Origin of the sequence: Ancylobacter novellus DSM 506 (assembly GCF_000092925.1) — a bacterium.
In the GTDB taxonomy this organism is placed as follows: domain Bacteria; phylum Pseudomonadota; class Alphaproteobacteria; order Rhizobiales; family Xanthobacteraceae; genus Ancylobacter; species Ancylobacter novellus.
This window is the reverse complement of sequence record NC_014217.1, coordinates 1,663,099-1,684,629: the sequence shown is the minus strand read 5'-3', so window position 1 is coordinate 1,684,629 and position 21,531 is coordinate 1,663,099. Positions and strand designations below refer to the sequence as shown.

The following is a 21,531-nucleotide window of genomic DNA, read 5'->3' as shown; positions in this document are numbered from 1 at the left end:
GGGGCGTTGTTGGCGCACATATCTTCCGGGCTTGGCAAAGCCTGCCGGGTGCGGCACGCTGCCCCGGTTTTGCCGGGTTGGTAATCTATAGCCCACCATGGGATGCAGCGGTTGAGTACCGCTTTTCGGTATCTGCAGGGGTTGTGGTTAGCAATTCGTCAATCAGATCGCGGGACAACTGACGTGGCGCGGTTCCGAGGCGGGGTTTCTCGGATCGCGTGGCAGATTGCGTCAGTTGGTCGGGGGTGCGAAAGCCCATGAGCGAACAGATAAACGGTTGTCCGGCCGAGCGCCGTTCGCGTCGCCCGTCGCGCTCCGCTCGCCCGGAGCGTATCGGCGTTGTCCTGCCACTGATGGCGGCACTGCTGCTCGGCTCGGCCGCACAGTTCCCGTCCTTCAGCGCCGGTCAGGCACAGGCGGCAACGCCGGTCCCGACGCCCAAGCCCGCGGCCAAATCCACCAGCTCGAAATCTACGGCGAAGCCCTCGACAAAGACGGCATCGACCAAGGACAAGGACAAGAAGAAGGCTGCGGCGAAGCCGACCGCCAAGCCTTCGGCGAAGGCTGCTGCCGCTCCCGCCGCAGCGGCTGCGACATTGCCCGCGCCCGTGCTCGCCGGCGCAGCCGGCGACGTGCAGCAGGCGGTCAATTTCATCGAGAAGGGTGACAGCGCCCAGGCGCTCGCCATGGCGGACGCCATGCGCGATCCCGCCGCGCAGGCGCTGATACGCTGGCTGGCCCTGCGGGTGACCGCCCGCGACGTCGGCTTCGACCGCGCAGCGGCCATATTGCGCGCCCATCCGACGCTTCCGACGCCGGTGGTGCTGCGCCGCCGCCTCGAATATCTGCTCTTTGTCGAGAACCGCGACCCGCAGACGATCCTGACCTTCTTCGCCGAGCAGGCGCCCTATTCCGGCGAGGGCAAGATCGCCCTCGCTCGAGCCCTGTTCGCCGCAGGCGACCAGAAGGCCGGTGCCGCCTGGCTGCGCAACGCCTGGCAGGAGGATCCGCTCTCCTCCGACACGGAATCGACCGTCGTGGTCGAATTCGGCGGCCTGCTGACCCGCACCGACCACAAATACCGCGCCGACAAGCTGCTCTATGCCGAGGATGCCGAGCGCGGCCTGCGCGCGGCCCAGCGCGCCGGCGACGATGTCACGGCACTCGCTCGCGCCCGCATCGCCATGGCCTCCGGCAAGGGCGATGTCGGCAAGCTGCTGGCGGCGGTGCCGATGTCGCTGCGCTCCGATCCGGCCTATCTCTACACGCTCGCCAAGATGCAGCGCCGCAACAGCGACTACGCCGCCGCCGCGCGCACGCTGTCGAGCGCGCCGAAAGACGCCGGCCTGCTGATCGATCCGGACGAATGGTGGATCGAGCGCCGGCTGACCGCGCGCGGCCTGCTCGACAAGGGCGATGCCCGCACGGCCTACAAGGTTGCTCGCGATGCCGCGGTGCCGGAGGACGAGCATCTGCGCTGCGAGCAGCAATTCACCTCCGGCTGGATCGCGCTGCGCTTCCTCAACGATCCGCGTACCGCGCTTCAGCATTTCAGCAAGATCCCGGAGAACCAGACCCATCCAGCGACCGTCTCGCGCGGCTATTACTGGCAGGGCCGCGCCTGGGAGGCGCTCGGCTCCACCGCCAATGCCCGCGGCCAATACGAGGCGGCGGCGGCCTACGGCACCGCCTATTACGGCCAGCTCGCCAGCGCCCGGCTGGGCATCCCGAAGGTGAAGATCGAGACGGCGCCGGCCGCCAACTCCACCCAGCGCGCCGCCTTCGCCCGCAACGAAGGCGTGATGATCTTCAAGCTGCTGGAGCGGCTCGACAAGTCGTCTCTCTCTCTGGCGCTGGCCTACGACCTCGCCGAACGCCTGCCGGACGCCGCCCAGCTCGGCCTGCTGGCGGAGTTGGCGAAGTCCTCGGGCGATGCGCGCACCATGACCACCATCGGCAAGGTCGCGCTCAACCGCGGCATCCCGCTGGAGGCCGAGGCCTATCCGACCATCGGCATGCCGAGCTATCGGCCGATCACCGCCGATGTCGATCGCGCGCTGGTCTACGCCATCGCCCGGCAGGAGAGCATGTTCAACGCTTCCGCCGTCTCCCATGCGGGCGCCACCGGGCTGATGCAGGTCATGCCGGCGACGGGACGTACCATCGCCAAGCGGGCTGGCGTGTCCTACGATCCGAAGCAGCTGCGCAACCCCACGGTGAACGTGCAGTTCGGCGCCGCCGAGCTGCGCAGCCTGCTCGACAACTACCAGAACAATTATGTGCTGACCTTTGCCGGCTACAATGCCGGCCGCGGCAACGTCGCCAAGTGGATCGCCCAGTACGGCGACCCGCGCGACCCTTCGGTCGACCCGATCGACTGGGTGGAACGCATCCCCTTCTCCGAGACGCGCAACTATGTGCAGCGCGTGATGGAGAACACGCAGGTCTACAAGTCTCGCTTCGGCACGCGCGATACGTTGCAGATCGAGGCGGACCTGCGCGGCTCACGCCTCTGAAGAAAACTCAGCGGCGCGTCAGCACGCGCCGCAGCCAGCAGCCGGCGATGCAGCCGACAATATACGTTGCTGCCATAAGGACGAGAACGTCGAGCGCGAACGGGGTCACGATGCGGCCTCCTCCGACTGCGGCTTCGTGATCGAGCGCGAACGCGGCTTGCAGCCGCTCAGCCAGCCCGTCGCCAGACCGACAGCGAGCGCGGCGAGGAGATAGGGCCAGAGCTCGAGCGTAAGAAACCACATCGCCGTCACCTCACGATAAGCTGGATGCCGGCCGCGCCGGCGCCGGCTTCCGGTGTCTGGGCGGCAAGCGCCGGACGACCGCCGATGAACAGCCGGTCGGGCGCGATGCCGGCCGCGGCGAGATACTGCGTCACCGACTGCGCCCGCGCGGAGGCAAGCGCTGGCGTCGTCTGCGGCTGGCGCACGGTGATCTCGATCAGCGTATCCGGACAGGACGCCGCTGCCGCGGCCACGTGATCAAGCAGGCCCTGGCTCGCCGGGTCGATGTCGGCGCCCTGCCCCTTGAAGACGATGGTGCCCTTGTCGAGCAGCTCGTTGATCGATTTCTGGCAGGCGGCATGATCGACCGCCTCGTGCCGGCTGGTGACGTCGAGCGTGACCTCCAGCGCGAAGCCTGGCGGCAGGGCGGTGGCGAGATTGGCGTGGATCGACGCCACCGCGCCGGCATAGAGCGCCGTACCTGTCAGTTTGAGTTTGGCGTCGTCGAAACGGGCCTCGCCGGCTTCGAGCCGGGCAAGCTCGCGCATCGCGGCCATCGCGGCAGTGGCGAAGCCCTGCGGCGCCCCTTGTGCCAGCGCCGAGACGTCGTTCACCGGTGCGCCAAGGAACTGCGCCTTGGCGGCGGCGACGAGGCGCTGGTGCTCGTCCGGCGAGGGGAAGAAGCCGGAGATGGTCAGCCCGTCGGCGTCCTTGCGCATACTGAACACATAGGGCGAGACGACCGGCGGACGCACATCCGCCTGCAGGCCGAAGCCGCGCGGGATCGGTTGGCTCAGCGCCGCCTGGACGGTGGTGTAGGCGGCCGAATCCTGCGCCTCGCCGGTCACCGACAAGGTGGTACCGTTGCCCCGCACGGCGCCGGTGCGCAGCTTGGAGAGCTGGTCGACGCCGAAGCTCGTCGCCGCCACCCAGGCCTCCGCCGCCGGGCCGCCCGAGGCGATGCGCATCTCGTCGCTCACCGGCACGCCGGGGAAATCGCCGCGCACCGCGTCGAGGATCAGGCGCTTGGCGTCCTCGGAGGGCGCATAGCCGGTTAGCCGCAATCCGTTCACGCCGCGCTGCACGGCCCAGATGAAGGGGTTGGCGGCCGGCGGTTCGACGGCGAAGCGGGTGAGCGTATAGCCCTCCGGCACGCTGCGCCGCGCACCGGCAAGCGCGTCATAGGCGGCGAAGTCCGGCGCCGTCCCCTCGATGGCGATGGTGGTGCCCGACAACGACACCTTGCCGCCCGGCAGGCGGCCGAGCTGATTCAGCGCGAAGGACACCGCCTTGAGCCAGCCATCGGTCGGCGGCGCACCGTCGGCGAGCCGCAGCTGGTCGGAGATCGCCGCGCCGGGCACGGCGGCGCGCACCATGTCGAGCAAAGCGCGCCGGGCGTCGCCGAGCGGGATGTAGCCCGAGAGCGTGACGCCATCGGGTTCACGCGCGGCCGACCATATGAAGGGCGAGACCGCCGGCGGCAGCACGGCGAAGCGCGCCAGCTTGAAGTCGCCGGGCAGTTCGCTGCGCACCGTCACTTCCAGCGCGTCATAGGTGGCGAAGTCGGGCGCCCTGCCCTCTATGGAGAAAGCGTCGTCGGAGATGGTGATGCGGCCGGCCTGCATCTTGGCCAGCTGCCGGATGCCGAAGGCGACGACGCCGATGAAGTCACCGGCGGGCACGCCGCGGGCGCGCACCAGTTCCTTTTCCCCGGTCACCACCACGCCAGGGGCCATTTCCGCCGCGGCTTCGGCGATACGTCGGCGGGCATAGTTCGAGGGCACATAGCCTTCCAGACGCAGCCGGTTGCCGTCGCGTATGGCACCGAAGGTGAAGGGCCGGCGCTCCGGCAGCAGCGTGGTGCGGTCCTCGACCGTGCGCACGCCGAACAGGCGCGCGATCTCGCCGCGGACCTTGATCCGCGCCTCCTCCGACAGCGCCTCGCCTTCGAGCACCGCATTGCGGCCGTCGAAGCGGGCACGCGCCCAGGATTCGCCGATGTCGGACAGCAGCGATTCAGCACGAGCCGAGAGGTTCCTCTCCACCGGCTCCCGCGCGAAGACGATGGCGAGGGCCGCCACTACGGCAAGGGCCGGCAGCCCTTTCCACCAGGCGCGCCAACGACACATGAACTTGGCCTCCCCTCCCGAAGCCGGATTCGATCGGCCGCGAGGCGGCGCGACTTCATCATAGATCGGCGGCATCAGGAAGCCGCTACTTCCGGCGAGTCCTTGCGGCAAGCGGCCATCAGGCCCATTCACCCCGGCGCATCACCGGCTCGGCCTCGCCGGAGGCCGTGATGCCGTCCACATCCACCTCGCCCGAGCCGATCATCCAGTCGATGTGGATGAGGCTGGAGTTCGCGCCGCGCGCGGTCAGCTCCTCAGGAGTCAGCGCCGAGCCGTTGATGAAGCACTTCGAATAGGACTGGCCGAGGGCGATGTGGCTGGCGGCGTTCTCGTCATAGAGCGTGTTGTAGAACAGCAGCCCGCTCTTGGAGATCGGCGAGGAATGCGGCACCAGCGCCACCTCCCCGAGGCGGCGCGAGCCTTCGTCGGTGTCCAGCACCTTGTTGAGCACATCGGCGCCGGTGCGGGCCTTGGCCTCGATGATCCGCCCACCCTCGAAGCGCACCGCGATGTCCTCGATCAGCGTGCCCTGGTAGGAAAGCGGCTTGGTGCTCGCAACATAGCCGTCCACCCGGTCCTTGTGCGGGGTGGTGAACACCTCCTCGGTCGGGATGTTGGCGTTGCAGACGATGCCGTTCTTGGCGGTCGAGGCGCCGCCCGCCCATTCATGCTCGTCGGCGAGGCCGACGGTAAGGTCGGTGCCCGGCCCGCGGAAGCGCAGCGCCGCATAGCGTCGTGAGTTTAGTCGCGCAGTGCGGGCGTGCAGTTCGGCATTGTGCTCCTGCCAGGCGGCGACCGGATCGGGTGTGTCGACGCGTGAGGCGGCGAAGATGGCGTGCCAGAGCTTGGCGACCGCGATGTCCTCCGGGTCGTCCGGGAACATCGCCTTGGCCCAGGCGGGCGACGCGTAGGACACGATGGTCCAGTTGATGTCGAAGCCGGCGATCAGCGACAGCGCCGGCATATAGGCCTTCGACCGCGCGCGGTTGGCGCGGGAGACCCTGGCCGGATCCTCGTTCGCAAGCAGAGAGGGGTTCTCGCCGGAGATGGCGAGGCGTGCCGCGCCCGCCTTGAAGGCATTGGCCATGCCTTCATAGAGCCAGCCACTGGCCGAATCGAAGCTGTCGTCCGGCGCGTTGCGGAAGCGCATCAGCGTCGCCTCCTCGTCGCTGAACAGCGTGGTGACGAGGCTGGCGCCGGCCTTGTAGGCATGCTCGGTGATCCGGCGCACCAGCGGCAGGGCGTCGATCGAGGCGGTCATGACGAGTTCCTGCCCGGGCCGCAGCCCGAGCCCGACGTGCACGGCGACCTCCCCCAACCGATCCAGCCTCTCCTCGTGGGAAAGCGTCTCCGGTACGCCGGCGTGCTTCGTCATGTCCGTCTCCGAATGCCTCAAATGCAGGTTACCGTCCGGTCAAGCCGCCCCGAACGATCCGCCCGCACCATTCAAGAGACCCCGAGCCTCGCGCGTCAAGCTCAGCCCGACGCGTGATGAGTAAGCACGAAAAAGGGCGGGCCGATGGCCCACCCTTTCCTCAGACGGTCAAAACCGAGCCGTCAACAGCGTCAGCGGCTGGCGCGGCTGTTGACACGCTCCTGGTTGATGATCGCCTGATCGCCGGGCATGTACCAGGGGTCGGCATAGCTCGGCTCATAGCCATAGCTGGGCCCCAGCGGCGGCGTCACGCGGACGTAACGCTCGGTATAGACCGGAGCAGGCTCCATATAGACGTTGCGGCCCTCATAGACGTAGGTCCCATAGGCGGGACTCATATACTGAGCCGACGCCGTGGCGACGCCGCCGGCGGTCAGCATGCCCAGGGCAGAGGCGGCAAGAATCAGCTTGCGCATGATATGTCTCCGTATCCCTCTTCCATTCGTGCACCGGCCGGCGCGGACCCGCCGGCCTGTTCGCTGTATCAACGGCGAAAAGCGGAAAATTGTTCCGAAAAGCCCGCACCGAAGCGTTCCGGGGATGCGGATTCGCCTTGCCGCTACGGCGCTACCAGCCAACCAGCCGGTTGACGAGGAAACCGGCGGCGAGAGCCACGAACAGGCTCACCGCCAGCGCCAGCATGACATATGAGCGCGCCATGCGCTGCAGCTCGCGATTCTTCATCGTGAAGGCAAGCGCAGTGATCGCCTCGGCAATCGCCTCCTCCGGCGTCCTCCAGACACGGCGGCCATCGACGATCATCAGGTTCTCCGGCCGGTCGCCGTCCTCGACGAGGTTGCCTTCCCTGTCACGGCCATCGGCACCGGCCGGGACGCGCTCGACCAGCGACCGCAGATCGTCCGACCACAGGAACACCGGCTTGCCACGCGCTTCCGCATAGCCGACCTCGAAGGCGGTGCCGGGGTCCATGTGGATGCCGCGGAAGGGCGAGATGTTGGCGACGAGCGCGTCGGCCTCCTCGATCATGTCGATGCAGGCCTGCCTGATGTCAACGCCGTCCGCATGCAGCGGAAACAGGCCCTCCGCGCCGGCCTCGCGGCACAGCGCCGCCAGCCGCTCGCCCTCGGCGGCGGCGTCCGGCCGGAACACCTCGGGTCCGGCGAGATAAAGGCGAAGCGGGCGGGACATGGGCGATTCGACCTGGCTCCTCGGCGGAGAATGCCCGCCAGCCTTAGCCGCCGCGCGGCGCCGCGCGCAATGCCGCTGCCGGCCTCTACGCGAATCCGCGGTAGACCAGCGTCGTGAACATGCCCACGGCCATGTGATAGAGATTGTGGCAGTGGAACGCCCACAGGCCGGGATTGTCGGCGTCGAAGGCGATGGTGACGGTGCTGTTGGGCGTCACCAGCACGGTGTCGCGCACCGCGCCGCCGAATCTCTTTCCATCAATGGCGACCACCTGGAACACATGGCCATGCAGGTGCATGGGATGCGCCATGCCGGTCGTGTTGCGCATGGTGATCTCGACCCGCTCGCCGCGCTCGGCCGTCGCCGGCAGACCGATCATGTCGTGTACCTGCATGAACCAGGCATAGCGCGCCATGTCGCCGGTCAGGTCGATGGGGACGGTGCGGTCGGCGGGCTTTGCGGCGAAATTCTCAGCGGTGCGCAGCGTAGCCTCGAAGTCGAGCGTGAGCCGCGGTCCAGCCTGATCCCCCGTCTCGCTGAGCTTGGCGACCGAAGCGCCTTTCGGCCGCAGCACGATTCCGGCCCGGCGGTCGCGGCCCTCGACCAGCGCGAGGATCGGCAGCGCGGAGCCATCCGCTGGCATGCGCACGAGGATATCGGCGCGCTGGGCGGTGGCGAGCGGCACCTGCCGCACGCTTACCGGCTGGATCGGCGAGCCGTCAACGGTCAGAAGGCTCCCGCCACCGGGGCCGACATCGATGGTGAAATTGGTCGAGGCGGAGGCGTTGATGATGCGCAGCCGCACCTCGCTCCCCTTTTCCACCTCGACGACATCGGGATCGTCGAGCGTGCGCCGGTTGGCGAGGAAATGGTCATACTCGACGTCGTTCAGGTCGGGACCGGACATGGCCATCCCGGCCATGGGCGTGTTCGGCATCGCCATTCCCGGCATCGCGCTCATGCCGCCCGAGGATGGCGCCGGGTTGCGGAGCCCGGCCAGGATTTCCTCGGGCGACCGCCAGGAGAAGTCCTCCAGCAGGATGACCACCTCCTGTATGCCGGAACGGATCGCCGACGCCTCGCGGATGATCAGCGGTACGGCTAGCAGGTTCTGCTCCTGCAGTCCGAAATGCGAGTGCATCCAGCGCGTGCCGGTCGGCAGGGCGGGAAAGCGGTAATCCACGCTCGCGCCCGGCGCAATCGGCGGGGCCGAGAGATAGGGAACGCCATCCTGCCGCCACGGCTCGACCAACCCGTGCCAGTGCAGCCCGGACAGCTCGTTGAGACCGTTCTCCACCCGCACGTCGAATTCGTCGCCCTCGTCGAGGGTCAGGCCCTCCGTGCCGTCCGGCTGCACGACGCGGAAGCGGGTCGCCGCCCGGCCGGCGATCTCGATCTGGTAGCTCTCCAGCCGCAGCACGCGCGGCGCGGCGGCGCGCACCGATGTAGCAGGCCAAGTCACAGAGGCGAGGCCCGCCCCGGCACCGGCGAGGAAAAGCGAACGACGCGAAAGGTTCATGCCGGCGACTCCCGTGACGGGCGCGTGTGGCGCGCCGCGGCGAAGCTCGAGCTGCGCATCCGCAGCCACCGGCGGCGCCGCCGCACAGGCACGATGATACTAGCCGGCCGGCCAACCGCTCGTCATGCGGGAAATCGCTCGAACCGGACGGATCCTCCGACCCCCTCAGCCGCGCCGCATGGTGCCGCGCTCGCGCAGCGCCGCGTGCCAGCCGAGCGCCTCCTCGATCAGATGCGGCGTATGCCCGCCGCGCGCGAGCGCTCGTTCGTGATAGTCGGCGAGCGCGTCGCGATAATCGGGATGGGCGCAATTCGCGATGATCAGCTTCGCCCGTTCGCGCGGCGCCAGCCCACGCAGGTCCGCCAGCCCCTGCTCCGTCACCACGATGTCGACGTCGTGCTCGGTGTGGTCGACATGGCTCACCATCGGCACGACGCTGGAGATGGCGCCGTTCTTGGCGACCGACTTGGTAACGAAGACGGAGAGGAATGCGTTGCGGGCGAAGTCGCCGGAGCCGCCGATGCCGTTCATCATCTGCGTGCCGCCGACATGGGTGGAGTTGATGTTGCCGTAGATGTCGAACTCCAGCGCCGTGTTCACGGCGATGACGCCGAGGCGGCGGATGACCTCCGGGTGGTTGCTGATCTCCTGCGGGCGCAGCACCAGCTTCGGCTTGTAGCGGGCAAGCTCCGGCAGCACCGCCTGGTACTTTGCCTGCGACAGGGTGATCGAGGAGCCGGAGGCGAAGTCGAGCTTGCCGGCGTCGAACAGGTCGAAGGTCGAGTCCTGCAGCACCTCGGAATACATGGTGAGGTTGCGGAACGGGCTGTCGATCAGCCCGTGCATCACCGCATTGGCGATAGTGCCGATGCCCGCCTGCAGCGGCTGCAGCGTCTCGGTCAGCCGGCCGAGCTTCACCTCGTGCTTGAGCAGCTCGGTCAGATGGCCGGCGATCGCCCGCGTCTCCGCGTCCGGCGGCAGCACGGTGGAGGAGGAATCGAGCTTCGAGGTGACGACGATGGCGGCGATCTTCCCCGGGTCCACCGGGATGAAGGGCAGGCCGACGCGGTTCTCCGGCGCCACCACGGGGATGGGATGGCGCACCGGCCGGCGGGTCGGAATGTAGATGTCGTGAAGGCCCTCGAGCAGGGTCGGCTGCGAAAGGTTGATCTCGACGATCACCTTCTCGGCCAGGATGGCGAAGCTCGCAGAATTGCCCACCGACGTCGTCGGGATGATCCCGCCCTGCTCGGTGATCGCCACGGCCTCGATCACCGCGACGTCGACCGGACCCATCTGGCGGGTGCGCAGCATCTCCACCGTCTCGGAGAGGTGCTGGTCGACGAACATCACCTCGCCGGCATTGATCGCCTTGCGCAGCGCCGGATCGGACTGGAACGGGATGCGGCGGGCGAGGACATGCGCCTCGGCCAGCTGCTTGTCGAGGTCGTTGCCGAGCGAGGCGCCGGTGATGAGGGTGATCTTCAGCGGCTCGGTCTTCGCCCGCTGCGCCAGCGCCAGCGGCACCGCCTTGGCCTCCCCGGCGCGGGTGAAGCCGCTCATCCCCACCGTCATGCCGTCGCGGATATGGGCAGCGGCCTCCTCCGCGCTGACGACCTTGTCCAGAAGCGACGGCTGGCGGATGCGCTCGCGATGCATGGCGGAACCTGACGTGTCGGTACGGGTGATGGTCGATAGCGCGGCACCTTGCCTGCGGCGATTCGACTTTGGTGCCCCTCCAATATCGCTATGCACCTGACGCAGAGCTACGGCATCAGGGAAACCTCCCACTTCAAGGCACGGTTTCGGCCAAGTGGCCACTCCGGAAAGCTTGACGAAAGGTAATTCAGTTCCGCAACCTCCATCATCGAGCCGTCCATGGGGGGCTGTGGCATGCAGCGGATTTGCCTTGTTGCCTTGGTGTTCGTGCTTGCAATCGGCGGAGGCCTTGCGCCAAGCCTGGGGCAGTCGGCCGACGTTCGAGGCTCGTCCGACTACCCGTCGATCGGCCGTTATGACGGCTCGCGCATCACCTCCTACGAGACCAAACGCTATGAGGAGCTGAGACTGCCCTCCAAGGCGGTGGGGCGCGGAGAGAAGGACAAGCCGTCGGCATGGCAGACCGAGGTTGCGGGCGAGCTGACCTCCATCCGCTACGAGGGGCCGGAGGGCCGCTCGATCCTCGAGGTCATGCGCAACTACGAGGGGGCGCTGAAGGCGAACGGCTTCGAAATCCGCTTCTTCTGTCAACAGAAGGACTGCGCTCCCGCCGGCAATATCTCGGCCTTCTGGACGGCGGCGAAGGGCGCGGTCGGCATGCCCACCACATGGGACACGTCAGTCTATCTGCTGGCAGAGCGCGACAGCACCGAAGGCAAGCTGACGGTCGGTATGCTCGGCGTCGAGAGCAAGGCCACCGGCACGCGTCCTCTCGTCCCTCACGTCGCGGTCACCATCGTCAAGGGCAAGGCGATGGACACCGGCCAGATCAAGGTCATCGAGGCGAGCGAGATGGAACGCGCGCTGGCGAAGGATGGCCGCATCGCGATCTACGGCATCTACTTCGACTTCGACAAAGCCGACATCAAGCCGGAATCCGAAGCGCAGATCGCGCAGTTGGCCAGCCTCCTGAAGAGCAACCCGCAGCTTGGCGTGCTGATCGTCGGCCATACCGACGGGCATGGCGCCTTCGATTACAATCTTTCGCTGTCGCAGCGCCGCGCCCAGGCGGTGGCGAACCGCCTCACCTCGCAGCACGGCATCGCGGCGAACCGAACGACGCCGGCCGGTGCCGGCATGATCGCTCCGGTCGCCAGCAACCGCACAGAGGAAGGGCGGGCGAAGAACCGGCGCGTCGAGATCGTCGAGTTGGTTGGCCGCCCGCAATGACGGCGAAGTACGGTACGGACGAATCCACAGGCGGAGCTTGGCGACCGCGGCTGGGCTCGAACCAGCGACCTGCCGCTTAGAAGGCGGCTGCTCTATCCAGCTGAGCTACGCGGCCGGTCTCGTCATGCCGCCCGGCGCGGAATCAGTGAGTCCACTGGCCGATGCGGCGGAAGCTGAAATTATCCGCATAGGCCATTCTGCGCCGCGTCGCCTCCTGCGGCTCCTGCACCTGATAGGCGATGCCGTGGCGCTCGGCATAGGCGATCGCCTCTTCTTTGCTGTCGAAGCGGAGGCGAAGCTGGCTCTTCATGTCGCCGGAGCTGGTGTAGCCCATCAGCGGCTCAACCTGGCGCGGCTGCTCAGGCTCGTAGTCGAGCACCCAGAGCTTGGTCTTAGCCGTGCCGGACTGCATGGCGTTGCGCGTCGGCTTGTAGATGCGTGCCACCATTTCAACTCGCTCCCTTCCCCTCGCGCCGCTCGGGATCGCAGGCTATTCCCCGGTCACGATCTGCTTATGACGAGGGGGAGTTTCTGGCAAGCGGCGGCGGCCAGCCAGAACGCCCGGAACGGTCGGCGTGGCGGAGCCGAATGGGGTCTCACGACGGTCGTGCCGGAAGTTTCAACGCCGCCCCTTGCCATGCTCAGTTGCTCTGTGCCATTCCAAGATGCCGATTATCCGAGCTCGGATTTCGGCAAACCGTTTGTTCTCAACGGTTTCGATGGATCGGGGTATAGCGCAGCCCGGTAGCGCGGAAGTTTTGGGTACTTCAGGTCGCAGGTTCGAATCCTGCTGCCCCGACCATTCGGACGATCGACCTCACCGGAGTTGGAATCCGTTCGCGCCGGAGCGACGTCTGATCGCTTCCAGCACCCGGACTTCGCCGCCACGAATCCAGTAACCGCAACGCTTCGATCGGCTAGAAGATGCGTTCATCGCAACTTGTGGGGGCAATGCGATGCGTCGGCTCGGCTTTCTGGCATTCATCCTGGGCGCGCTGTTGGCCGCGCCCGCCTTCTCTCAGAACTCCTTCGAGGCGGTCCTTGCCAAACAGGGCATCGACGCCAAGCGCCTCGCTTCGCGCGGCCTCGGCCCGCTGGCGCCGGTGGCGAGCAACCGCACCGAGAACGGGCAGGCGAAGAACCGCCGCGTCGAGCTGGTGGAGCAGTAGGCGCGAACGGACCCCTAGCCCGTTGCCAATGGCCGCGCGAAGCGCAGGAGCGTCCGCAACAACGCGCCGAGATCGCCGACATTCTCCGGCATCATCAGCGAGCCGCCGAGGCGCGGGTTGATCTCGAACACGCAGAGCGAGCCGTCCGCCCGCGCAATATAGTCGACGCAGCACGGGCCGCTGTAACTCAGGGGCCGCAGGAAGCGCTCGATGCCGTCCAGCCAGGCCGCCGCCGGGCTCACGCGCTCCTGGACCAACGCCGTGTTCCAGCGTCGTATGCGCGCGCCGTCGGCCAGCGTCTGGCGATAGGTGACCTGCGACAGGATTCGCCCGGAACGGCACACCGCATGGGTGACGTACTGCGCGGGAGACGGCTCATAGCCCTGCAGCAGAACCGGGTGCCCCTTCCACGGCTCTATGCCGCTCAATTCGGCGAGGCCCTCGATGCTCTCGGCGATCTCGACGCCGCAGCCGCCATTCAGATCATGGCGCTTCACCACGCAGGGCAGCGCCGCCTCAGAGGTCGAGGCGAAACGCGGAGGGCAGAGCCGGCCCAGCCCGTGGCTCTCGGCATAGTACGCGAACAGCGCCTTGTCGGCCAGCGTCCGGACCGCGTGATGGCTCGGCATCAGCCCCTCATGCCTGTCGCGCGCGCAGGCGAGGATATGCGGCTCCATCAGCGGCAAGATGAGCGTTCGCCAGCCGCTACGGGACGGCGGCAGCGGCGCCTCGTGCGGCAGCACCATGACCTCGCCGACCTGTCCGATCACGTTCCAGACCGGAGCATCGGGTGCCAGCGCGGTGTTCCAATCGGCGCTATGCCGGCCATAGACGATGAGCCGCACCGGGCGCGGAGATGACGTCAGGTAATTTAATACAGTTCGCGTGGCGCGCGGGAGGACGTCGGGGAGCATGGGACTGTGTTCTGGCCGTGCTACCCGCCCGCGAACAGCCGGTGCCTCACGCGGTCGCCGACCGCGATGCCGCGGGCGCGCACCGTACCGGCCGGCAGCTCCAGCACCGCGCGCACCGGGCCGCCCGATGAAATGGTTTCGGTCGACAGCGGAGTGGTGTCGGTGGCGATGCTCGCCACCCGGCCATCGGCGCGGATGAACAGCATGTCGAGCGGGATGTAGGTGTTCTTCATCCACATATAGACAGGCTGGTCGACCTCGAAGTCGAACAGCATGCCGGCATCCGGCGCCAGCTGGGCGCGGTACATCAGCCCTTTGGCGCGCTCGGCCGGCGTCACCGCCAGTTCGATGTTGACCGCGACCGGCCCAGCCTTGGTGTCGATGGTCAGCTTCTCGAAATTGGCCGCCTGCGCCGAAAGTGCGGTGAACAGGAAGGCCAGCGCGAAGGCCGCGGCCAACATCCGGGCCACGCCGGCGCGCGAGCGGGCCTGGAGGTGAGCGATACGCATGGATGACGCGGCGCCGTGTGGCGCCTTCCCTAGTGAGAGGACGGTGTCGAGGCGCCGTCCGGGCGCACCTCGGCGGCCATCAGCCCCTTGGGACCGGGGCCGAAGCGCACCAGCACCATCTGGCCGGGCCGCAGCTCCGTCAAGCCGTGCCGGCGCAGCGTCTCCATATGGACGAAGATGTCCTCCGTCCCCTCCCCGCGCGACAGGAAGCCGAAGCCGCGAAGCCGGTTGAACCACTTGACCCAAGCACGCTCGAAGCCGCCGACCGGCTGCACGCTCACATGGGTGCGCGCCTGCGGCAGCTGCGAGTGGTGCAGTGCCGTCGAGGCGTCCATGGACAGCACCCGTAGCGCCTGGAAGCCGCGCTCGCGCGCCACCGCCTCGCAGACGATGCGCGCGCCTTCCTGCGCGGTGTTGAAACCGCCGCGGCGCAGGCAGGTCACATGCAGCAGCACGTCGCTGCCGCCGCCATCCGGCACCACGAAGCCATAGCCCTTGGAGACATCGAACCATTTGATGGTGCCGGCGATCTGGACGACGCCCTCCGCTCCCTCGGGAACGTCGACGTCCTGATCCAGCGAACTGCGCGAGGCCAATCCGGGCCGTGGCAGAGAACCGTCCGACACCATCGGCTGCGTACCTCCGCGAACGCTTCGCCCCGCTCAGCCAGCGGAGCCGCTTGATTCTGATTTCAAAGCATAGCACCCGTCGCCGCCACGAAAACACCCAAATTGATTCGGGTGCGGATTTGGGCAGGAAGTTCAGGCTTGCCCTACAGCTTCGAACACGTCGCCGATATCGGCATGGATGACGAGATCGGCGATGTCGTCGAGCTCGGTCGGCTCGCGGTTGATGATGATCAGCCGGGCGCCGCCGCGCTTGGCCTGCACCGGGAATCCGGCCGCCGGCCACACCACCAGCGAGGAGCCAATGGCGAGGAAGACATCGCAGGCGGCGGTAAGCGTACCGGCCCGCGTCATGGCCTGCGCCGGCATGGGCTGACCGAAGGAGATGGTGGCGGTCTTGATCGGCCCCTCGCAGTCCGGGCAATCGGGCGCCGTACCGCCCGAAGCTTCGAAGCGCTGCCGCACCCAGCCGAGCTCGTAGCGCGTGCCGCAGTCGAGACAGGTCGCATAGGTGCTGTTGCCGTGCAGCTCAACGAGATGCTCCTCCGGTACCCCGGAAGCCTGGTGCAGCCCGTCAATGTTCTGCGTCACGATGCCGGCGAGCCGCCCTTCCCCGAGCAGCCGCGCCAGCGCCTTGTGCCCGCGCCCCGGCTGCGCGCCGCCGAAGGCCGCCTCCATCTCGAAGCGCCGCCGCCACGCCTCGTCGCGCATCTGTCGGTTTGAGCGGAAGCTCTCGAAGTCGATCGGCCTGTTGCGCGTCCACAGGCCGCCTGGCGAGCGGAAATCGGGGATGCCGCATTCGGTGGAGATGCCGGCGCCGGTGAAGGCCACGCCCCGGCGCATACCGGCGAGGATGTCGGCAAGATCCGCGCATGCCGCCTTGATGTCATCGCCCGTCGTCATAATGTGCGCCCACTCGTCCCACCGGCGGCACGCCGCCTGAGCCTTCAAGGGTAGCCATGAAATATCTTCACACCATGGTCCGCGTCACCGACATCGACGCCTCGCTGGATTTCTACTGCAACAAGCTGGGGCTGGTGGAGCTCCGTCGCCGGGAAGATTCGAAGGGCCGCTATACGCTGGTTTTCCTGGCGGCGCCCGGCCAGGAACGCGTCGCCGAGCTCGAGCTAACTTTCAACTGGGACCCGGAAGCCTATGGCGAAGGCCGCAATTTCGGCCATCTCGCCTATGAGGTCGACGACATCTACGCCACCTGTCAGAAGCTGATGGATGGCGGCGTCACCATCAACCGCCCGCCGCGCGACGGGCGCATGGCCTTCGTGCGCTCGCCGGACAACATCTCCATCGAGCTTCTGCAGAAGGGCGGCGCGCTGGAGCCGCAGGAGCCCTGGGCCTCGATGCCGAACACCGGCAAGTGGTGAGATGACGCCTTGGAAGGTGCGGCCAGGATGGCTGCACCTTGGCCTGTGGACGACACCTCTCGCGACCGCTTGTGCGCCGGGGCTGTCACCCCTATAAGGGCCGCGCCTGCGCGCCCTTCGTCTATCGGTTAGGACGCCACCCTTTCACGGTGGAGAGAGGGGTTCGACTCCCCTAGGGCGCGCCACTTCCGTACAAGACTGCGAACACCCGGACGGGTGGCCGGGTCGGCGAGTGCGGCTCTTTCCGGTATCGTTATTGAACCGCGCATGCGGGCGGCGTGCCGGTCGTCTCGGACGGCATCTATCAGCAGCACGAATTGATCCTGCCGGCGCCTCGCTCTCTCCGATGACGGTCGAGCGAGGCGCGCAGGTTTGTCCGGTTCAGGCTGTTCGGCTGTTCTGTGTGTGACCCTTATGGTCACGCACAAAGGCTGGTGAGTTCGCGTATGTCGCCGACCGCCTCCAGCCGCCGCACCGTCGCGACGATGGCTTCCGTCTTGGCTTTGTCCCACCTGGCGAATTCGGCGCAGCCGCGGAACTTGTCGGCGCATTCGTCATAGCTCATCGGATTGGCCGGGCTGCCCTTGCCGAAATCCGCCCGGCCCGAGATGGTGCGGCCATCCTTGAGGTGGATGTCGATGATCGTGGTCATCTTGTCGTAGCCGGCGGCTTCCGCCTCCGGGTGGACGTGGAAATTCACTCGCTCGATCATCGCCTTCACGTCGGGGCGCTCCACCACCTCGTCGGTGAATTCGGGCAGGCTGCCCCGCCCGTCGAGCAGCAGGATCGCCATGCAGAATTCCATGGAGAACTTGGCCTGGAGCTCGTTCTTCGGGCGGTGATGGATCAGCGCGTTCGGCATGTTCTGGTTGGTGCCGACATCCACCCGCTCTACGTCGCCAGCCTTGATGTCATGCTCGCGAATGAGCCTCAGCATCTCGGTCATGCCCGGATGGGTCAGCGACCCCGAGGGATGCGGCTTGATCGACACGCCCGGGAAGACGAACGTCCAGGGGTGGCCGAGCTTGCCGGAGATCGCTCCCGCATCGAAGCCACCGCCGGCCGCCTGGAAGAAGCCGCGCGGGGCTTCCAGGATCTTGTCCGTCGTCGTCCAGCCGAGCTCGGCGAAATCAGCGGCGACGACACCGCTCTCGGACGAACGCCCGGCGTGAAAGGGCTTCATCATGGTGCCGAAATTCTCGCGAAGGCCGGCCGACTGGCTGCCGGCGCAGCCGAAGGCGCGCACCACCTGCTCGACGCTCAACCCCTTGAGCTTCGACGCCGCCGCGGCCGCGGCATAGGTGCCGCAGGTCGCCGTCGCGTGAAAACCGTGCTGGTAGTGGCGCGGGTTGATCGCCTCGGCGATCTTGCACTCGACCTCGACGCCGAGGTGATAGGCCAGCATCATGTCCGCGCCCGAACGCCCACCGGCTTCGGCCACGGCGAGAGCCGCGGGCAAGGCAGGGGCGGTGGGGTGCGTGAGCAGCCCGTAGACGCGGTCCTTGGCGACGGCCAGCTGGGTGTCGTCGTAATCATCGGCGTGAATACCGACGCCGTTGGCGAAGGCGGCGAAGCGCGGCGGCACCTTGAGCGGGGTGCCGATCACGGTCGCCGGCCCCTCCTTGATGCCAAGCCCAGTGAGATAGTCGCGGATGTGCTCGCCGCTCTTGGCGACCGAACCCGACAGCGCCAGACCGATGCCGTCGAGAATGGATTTCTTGCCGAGCTCGACCACCTCGGCGGGCAGATCAGACAGCTTCGTGTCGACGACGAATTCCGCCACCTGCCGCGTGAGCCCCTCGACGATCGGCTGGGCGTGGGCAGGGTTGGTCTGATGCAACGTCATGGTGCGTTTCCTTCTTTGTCGTTGTCGTATCAGGCGGCCGGCTGGCGGATGGCCGTGGCGTCCAGCGCCCCGATGATGGCGTCGGTCAATTCGCGCGTGCCGGCCTTGCCGCCGAGGTCGCGCGTGAGGCTGTCGCGGCGTGCGAGCACCTGTTCGATTGCGTCTTCGACCGCCCGCGCCGCGGCTTCCTCGCCGAGATGACGCAGCATCATTGCCCCGGACCAGATCTGGCCGATCGGGTTGGCGATGCCCTTGCCGGCGATGTCCGGCGCCGAGCCGTGAACCGGCTCGAACATGGACGGATATTCCTTCTCCGGATTGATGTTGCCGCCGGGCGCGATGCCGATGGAGCCGACGACCGCCGGGCCGAGATCCGAGAGGATGTCGCCGAAGAGGTTCGAGGCGACCACCACGTCGAACCAGTCCGGGTTGCGGACGAAATGGGCGGTCAGGATGTCGATGTGGAACTGGTCGGTCGTGAAGCCGGGATATTCCTTCGAGATCGCCGCGAAGCGCTCGTCCCAGTAGGGCATGGTATGGCTGATGCCGTTCGACTTGGTCGCCGAGGTGACGTGCTTCTTGCGCCCCTTGGCCAGCTCGAAGGCATAGCGCATTACCCGGTCGCAGCCCCGGCGGGTGAAGATCGACTGCTGCATGACCAGCTCGTCGGCGCCGCCCTCATACAGGCGCCCGCCGATCGAAGAATATTCGCCCTCGTTGTTCTCGCGCACGACATAGAAGTCGATGTCGCCCGGCCCGCGCCCCTTGAGCGGGCTTTCCACGCCGGCCAGCAGCTTCACAGGGCGCAGATTCACATATTGATGGAAGCCGCGGCGGATGGGGATCAACAGGCCCCAGAGAGAGACATGGTCCGGGACGCCGGGAAAGCCGACGGCGCCCAGGAAGATGGCGTCCTTGGTGCGGATCTGCTCCAGGCCGTCCGCCGGCATCATGGCGCCGGTCTTGGCGAAGCGTTCGCAGCTCCAGTCGTAATGCGTCCAGTCGAAGGAGAAGCCCCCCTTGCGAGCCGCCGCCTCCAATACGCGCTGCGCTTCCGGCACCACTTCATTGCCGATCCCGTCGCCGGGAATAACCGCTATGGAATAGGCTGTCATGGGAACTCCTGGGTGTCGGACGATAATGAGGGCCTGATAGCAAACGACGGCGCGAGAGTGCGCATGAGGTCGTCAACTGTCAACAATTTTGGCGCAAGTTTCACAGATGGATGATCGGCAGCGGGATTTGGAGGGCTTTGTCTCGCGCGCCAGATAGCCAAATCAAATAAAGCCTTAGCGCTATTTTCCGAACTTCGGAAGCGGTTGATGGTGTCGTTGGCTCAAACTGCCCTGAGAGCGGTACGCGACGATAACTGTTGACAATCGACACGAGCGCTGGCGAGATGCCGTCATGGATCGCGTCTCGTCACCCAGCCCTCGCCGAACACCGCGCACGATCTCGCATGTGCCGCTGATCCAGCGGGAGATCGAACGCCTGATCGGCACCGGCGAACTGACCGGGGGTGTGCGCATCAACGAGAGCGCACTCGCGCTGAAGCTCGGGATCAGTCGTGGTCCAGTTCGTGAAGCGTGCCGGGCGCTGGAGCAGATCGGGCTCCTGCGCAGCGAACTGAACCGAGGGTTCTTCGTTCGCGAGATAAACACCAAGGAAGCGCTCGACCTCTACGACATCCGCGCCGGCCTGTTCGGCACCGCCGGGCGTCTGGCGGCCTCGATCATCACGACCTCCCATCTCCGGCTGATGGACGAGTTGATCGGCCGGATGGACGCCGCCATAGAGGCGGCGGATATCGCCACCTTCTATACGCTGAACAACGAGTTCCACCGCCAGGTGGTGATGGCCTCGGACAACGCCAAGCTCATCGAGCTGTATCCGCTGCTCGAGGCCGAGCTGCACCTGTTCCGCCGGCGGGGCTTGGTCCTGCCCGGCTCGATGCGAACCTCCAACGACGAGCACAAGGCCATCCTCGAGGCGCTGCGCCAGAGCGACGGCACGACGGCCGCGCGTCTGCTCGAGCGGCACATTCTCGCCGGCAAGGCCCGCTTCCTGCGGACGCTCGAAGACGACGCGGCCATGCACGCGCGCCTCAGTCCGCTTGATCCCAAAACACCGAAATTCCCAGACAGGTAGCCCCATGACCCGCGTCGAACTTCCCGTTCTCGCCCTCGTCCCCGGCGACTGCACCGGTATCGGACCGGAGCAGACCGCGCGCATCCTTCATGAAGGGCGCGGGCGCGACGTGGCGCGGATCGTCGTCGTCGGTGACTCCCGTGTGCTGGAGCTCGGCGCCAAGCAGGCAGGCGTTTCGCTGAACTTTCGCCGATATCCCTCCCCCTCCGCCGTGGACTGGGACGCGCCGGAGATCCCGCTGGTCGATCTGGGCAATATCGATCCCTCGACCCTTCCGCAGGGCGTTATCAATCCCGAGTCCGGGCGGCTAACGGGCGAGACGCTGGCACGGGCGATCGACTTCGCCAAGGCGGGCGAGATCGACGGCGTGTGCTTCGCGCCACTCAACAAGCAGGCGATGTTCAAAGGCGGTTGGCGCTTCCCTGACGAACACAAGATGTTCGCCCATCTGCTGGAGCACACCGGCCCGTTCAGCGAAATGAACGTCCTTGAAGGCCAGTGGATGACGCGCGTCACTTCGCATGTGTCGCTGCGCACCGCCCTCGATCAGGTGTCGTTCGATTCCATCTGCCGTGCCTTGCGCCTTGCGGACGAGACCATGCGCAAGGCCGGCATCGAGCGGCCGCGCATCGCCGTCGCCGCCCTCAACCCCCACGCCGGCGAAGGCGGCCTGTTCGGCACCGAGGAGATCGACATCATCCGGCCGGCGGTCGAGGCGATGGCGCGGGAGGGCATCGCCTGCGACGGCCCGTGGCCGGCCGACACCGTCTACCTGAAGGCCTTCAACGGCACCTATGACAGCGTTCTGGCCATGTATCACGACCAGGGCCAGATCGCGACCAAGCTCAAGGGCTTCAACAAGGGCGTGACGATCACGGCCGGGCTGGAGATCGTGTTCACCACGCCGGCGCATGGGACGGCATTCGATATTGTGGGCAAGGGCATTGCCGATATCGGCGCCTTCGAGGCGGCCCTCCGCCTCGCCGCGCGCGTGGCTTCCCGGCAGATCGAGGCACGCGCGGCGGCATAAGCCATCGCGCAGCCGGGCTGCCTCTACGCGGCGCGCATGCTCCGCAAA

At 67.0% G+C, this 21,531-nt stretch carries 20 protein-coding genes and 3 tRNA genes; 8 read left to right on the top strand and 15 right to left on the bottom strand.

From position 1 onward, the window contains the following. The first annotated feature begins 257 nt into the window (after positions 1–257). A complete protein-coding gene (locus SNOV_RS08110) occupies positions 258–2,516 on the top strand; it encodes a lytic transglycosylase domain-containing protein (RefSeq protein WP_041782101.1) in 2,259 nt (752 codons plus the stop codon). 105 nt (positions 2,517–2,621) lie between these two features. Here the strand turns inward: SNOV_RS08110 and SNOV_RS23775 are convergent, their stop codons facing one another. From SNOV_RS23775 to SNOV_RS08080, 7 genes are all read right to left on the bottom strand, one after another. Next, entirely contained in the window at positions 2,622–2,759 is a 138-nt protein-coding gene (locus tag SNOV_RS23775) for a hypothetical protein (protein ID WP_187291101.1), read from the bottom strand. 5 nt (positions 2,760–2,764) lie between these two features. Next, entirely contained in the window at positions 2,765–4,867 is a 2,103-nt protein-coding gene (locus SNOV_RS08105; protein WP_144295963.1) for an OmpA family protein, read from the bottom strand. Positions 4,868–4,985: 118 nt separating this feature from the next. Continuing rightward, positions 4,986–6,242, bottom strand: a complete 1,257-nt coding sequence (locus SNOV_RS08100; protein ID WP_013166429.1) for an aminopeptidase — start codon at positions 6,240–6,242, stop codon at positions 4,986–4,988. A 191-nt stretch (positions 6,243–6,433) separates the two neighbouring features. Beyond that, positions 6,434–6,718 (bottom strand): hypothetical protein, encoded by a 285-nt coding sequence (locus SNOV_RS08095; protein ID WP_013166428.1) that lies wholly within the window; start codon positions 6,716–6,718, stop codon positions 6,434–6,436. Between the two features lie 151 nt (positions 6,719–6,869). Next, positions 6,870–7,451 (bottom strand): nucleoside 2-deoxyribosyltransferase, encoded by a 582-nt coding sequence (locus tag SNOV_RS08090; protein WP_013166427.1) that lies wholly within the window; start codon positions 7,449–7,451, stop codon positions 6,870–6,872. A gap of 85 nt (positions 7,452–7,536) precedes the next feature. Beyond that, a complete protein-coding gene (locus tag SNOV_RS08085) occupies positions 7,537–8,970 on the bottom strand; it encodes a multicopper oxidase family protein (protein WP_013166426.1) in 1,434 nt (477 codons plus the stop codon). A 165-nt stretch (positions 8,971–9,135) separates the two neighbouring features. Next, positions 9,136–10,629 (bottom strand): acetyl-CoA hydrolase/transferase family protein, encoded by a 1,494-nt coding sequence (locus SNOV_RS08080; RefSeq protein ID WP_013166425.1) that lies wholly within the window; start codon positions 10,627–10,629, stop codon positions 9,136–9,138. A 261-nt stretch (positions 10,630–10,890) separates the two neighbouring features. Between SNOV_RS08080 and SNOV_RS08075 the strand changes: the two genes are divergently transcribed. Further along, complete coding sequence (locus tag SNOV_RS08075; protein WP_210160646.1) at positions 10,891–11,859, top strand: OmpA family protein; 969 nt, start codon at positions 10,891–10,893, stop codon at positions 11,857–11,859. A gap of 38 nt (positions 11,860–11,897) precedes the next feature. Here the strand turns inward: SNOV_RS08075 and SNOV_RS08070 are convergent. Both SNOV_RS08070 and SNOV_RS08065 read right to left on the bottom strand, forming a co-directional pair. Then, positions 11,898–11,974: transfer RNA gene (locus SNOV_RS08070), tRNA-Arg, on the bottom strand. A gap of 27 nt (positions 11,975–12,001) precedes the next feature. Next, positions 12,002–12,307 (bottom strand): ETC complex I subunit, encoded by a 306-nt coding sequence (locus SNOV_RS08065; protein ID WP_013166423.1) that lies wholly within the window; start codon positions 12,305–12,307, stop codon positions 12,002–12,004. A 277-nt stretch (positions 12,308–12,584) separates the two neighbouring features. Between SNOV_RS08065 and SNOV_RS08060 the strand changes: the two genes are divergently transcribed. Beyond that, positions 12,585–12,661 (top strand) — tRNA-Pro (locus tag SNOV_RS08060). Between the two features lie 154 nt (positions 12,662–12,815). After that, entirely contained in the window at positions 12,816–13,028 is a 213-nt protein-coding gene (locus tag SNOV_RS08055) for an OmpA family protein (RefSeq protein WP_041782099.1), read from the top strand. Positions 13,029–13,042: 14 nt separating this feature from the next. Here SNOV_RS08055 and SNOV_RS08050 read toward each other — a convergent pair whose 3' ends face one another. From SNOV_RS08050 to SNOV_RS08035, 4 genes are all read right to left on the bottom strand, one after another. Further along, positions 13,043–13,942: an ATP-grasp domain-containing protein gene (locus SNOV_RS08050; protein ID WP_013166422.1), complete on the bottom strand. Its 900-nt coding sequence runs from the start codon at positions 13,940–13,942 to the stop codon at positions 13,043–13,045. 20 nt (positions 13,943–13,962) lie between these two features. Next, entirely contained in the window at positions 13,963–14,451 is a 489-nt protein-coding gene (locus SNOV_RS08045) for a DUF192 domain-containing protein (protein ID WP_013166421.1), read from the bottom strand. Positions 14,452–14,480: 29 nt separating this feature from the next. Further along, entirely contained in the window at positions 14,481–15,080 is a 600-nt protein-coding gene (locus SNOV_RS08040) for a cold-shock protein (RefSeq protein WP_013166420.1), read from the bottom strand. Between the two features lie 132 nt (positions 15,081–15,212). Further along, positions 15,213–15,980: an SIR2 family NAD-dependent protein deacylase gene (locus tag SNOV_RS08035; protein ID WP_013166419.1), complete on the bottom strand. Its 768-nt coding sequence runs from the start codon at positions 15,978–15,980 to the stop codon at positions 15,213–15,215. Positions 15,981–16,036: 56 nt separating this feature from the next. On the opposite strand from SNOV_RS08035, the gene SNOV_RS08030 reads away from it, so the two are divergent. Together SNOV_RS08030 and SNOV_RS08025 are read left to right on the top strand one after the other, a co-directional pair. Next, positions 16,037–16,459, top strand: a complete 423-nt coding sequence (locus SNOV_RS08030) for a VOC family protein (protein WP_013166418.1) — start codon at positions 16,037–16,039, stop codon at positions 16,457–16,459. Positions 16,460–16,569: 110 nt separating this feature from the next. Beyond that, positions 16,570–16,644: transfer RNA gene (locus tag SNOV_RS08025), tRNA-Glu, on the top strand. Positions 16,645–16,877: 233 nt separating this feature from the next. Here SNOV_RS08025 and SNOV_RS08020 read toward each other — a convergent pair. Together SNOV_RS08020 and SNOV_RS08015 are read right to left on the bottom strand one after the other, a co-directional pair. Continuing rightward, complete coding sequence (locus SNOV_RS08020) at positions 16,878–18,305, bottom strand: MmgE/PrpD family protein (protein WP_013166417.1); 1,428 nt, start codon at positions 18,303–18,305, stop codon at positions 16,878–16,880. A 29-nt stretch (positions 18,306–18,334) separates the two neighbouring features. After that, positions 18,335–19,420: a tartrate dehydrogenase gene (locus SNOV_RS08015; protein ID WP_013166416.1), complete on the bottom strand. Its 1,086-nt coding sequence runs from the start codon at positions 19,418–19,420 to the stop codon at positions 18,335–18,337. Between the two features lie 292 nt (positions 19,421–19,712). Between SNOV_RS08015 and SNOV_RS08010 the strand changes: the two genes are divergently transcribed. Both SNOV_RS08010 and SNOV_RS08005 read left to right on the top strand, forming a co-directional pair. Then, positions 19,713–20,453, top strand: a complete 741-nt coding sequence (locus SNOV_RS08010) for an FCD domain-containing protein (protein ID WP_013166415.1) — start codon at positions 19,713–19,715, stop codon at positions 20,451–20,453. Positions 20,454–20,457: 4 nt separating this feature from the next. Then, a complete protein-coding gene (locus SNOV_RS08005; RefSeq protein ID WP_013166414.1) occupies positions 20,458–21,483 on the top strand; it encodes a PdxA family dehydrogenase in 1,026 nt (341 codons plus the stop codon). Positions 21,484–21,531 lie beyond the last annotated feature (48 nt).

Coding starts and splice junctions, on each gene's coding strand:
- SNOV_RS08110 (WP_041782101.1), top strand. CDS start 258: ATGAGCGAACAGATAAACGGTTGTCCGGCCGAGCGCCGTTCGCGTCGC.
- SNOV_RS23775 (WP_187291101.1), bottom strand. CDS start 2,759: ATGTGGTTTCTTACGCTCGAGCTCTGGCCCTATCTCCTCGCCGCGCTC.
- SNOV_RS08105 (WP_144295963.1), bottom strand. CDS start 4,867: ATGTGTCGTTGGCGCGCCTGGTGGAAAGGGCTGCCGGCCCTTGCCGTA.
- SNOV_RS08100 (WP_013166429.1), bottom strand. CDS start 6,242: ATGACGAAGCACGCCGGCGTACCGGAGACGCTTTCCCACGAGGAGAGG.
- SNOV_RS08095 (WP_013166428.1), bottom strand. CDS start 6,718: ATGCGCAAGCTGATTCTTGCCGCCTCTGCCCTGGGCATGCTGACCGCC.
- SNOV_RS08090 (WP_013166427.1), bottom strand. CDS start 7,451: ATGTCCCGCCCGCTTCGCCTTTATCTCGCCGGACCCGAGGTGTTCCGG.
- SNOV_RS08085 (WP_013166426.1), bottom strand. CDS start 8,970: ATGAACCTTTCGCGTCGTTCGCTTTTCCTCGCCGGTGCCGGGGCGGGC.
- SNOV_RS08080 (WP_013166425.1), bottom strand. CDS start 10,629: ATGCATCGCGAGCGCATCCGCCAGCCGTCGCTTCTGGACAAGGTCGTC.
- SNOV_RS08065 (WP_013166423.1), bottom strand. CDS start 12,307: ATGGTGGCACGCATCTACAAGCCGACGCGCAACGCCATGCAGTCCGGC.
- SNOV_RS08055 (WP_041782099.1), top strand. CDS start 12,816: ATGCGTCGGCTCGGCTTTCTGGCATTCATCCTGGGCGCGCTGTTGGCC.
- SNOV_RS08050 (WP_013166422.1), bottom strand. CDS start 13,942: ATGCTCCCCGACGTCCTCCCGCGCGCCACGCGAACTGTATTAAATTAC.
- SNOV_RS08045 (WP_013166421.1), bottom strand. CDS start 14,451: ATGCGTATCGCTCACCTCCAGGCCCGCTCGCGCGCCGGCGTGGCCCGG.
- SNOV_RS08040 (WP_013166420.1), bottom strand. CDS start 15,080: ATGGTGTCGGACGGTTCTCTGCCACGGCCCGGATTGGCCTCGCGCAGT.
- SNOV_RS08035 (WP_013166419.1), bottom strand. CDS start 15,980: ATGACGACGGGCGATGACATCAAGGCGGCATGCGCGGATCTTGCCGAC.
- SNOV_RS08030 (WP_013166418.1), top strand. CDS start 16,037: ATGAAATATCTTCACACCATGGTCCGCGTCACCGACATCGACGCCTCG.
- SNOV_RS08020 (WP_013166417.1), bottom strand. CDS start 18,305: ATGACGTTGCATCAGACCAACCCTGCCCACGCCCAGCCGATCGTCGAG.
- SNOV_RS08015 (WP_013166416.1), bottom strand. CDS start 19,420: ATGACAGCCTATTCCATAGCGGTTATTCCCGGCGACGGGATCGGCAAT.
- SNOV_RS08010 (WP_013166415.1), top strand. CDS start 19,713: ATGGATCGCGTCTCGTCACCCAGCCCTCGCCGAACACCGCGCACGATC.
- SNOV_RS08005 (WP_013166414.1), top strand. CDS start 20,458: ATGACCCGCGTCGAACTTCCCGTTCTCGCCCTCGTCCCCGGCGACTGC.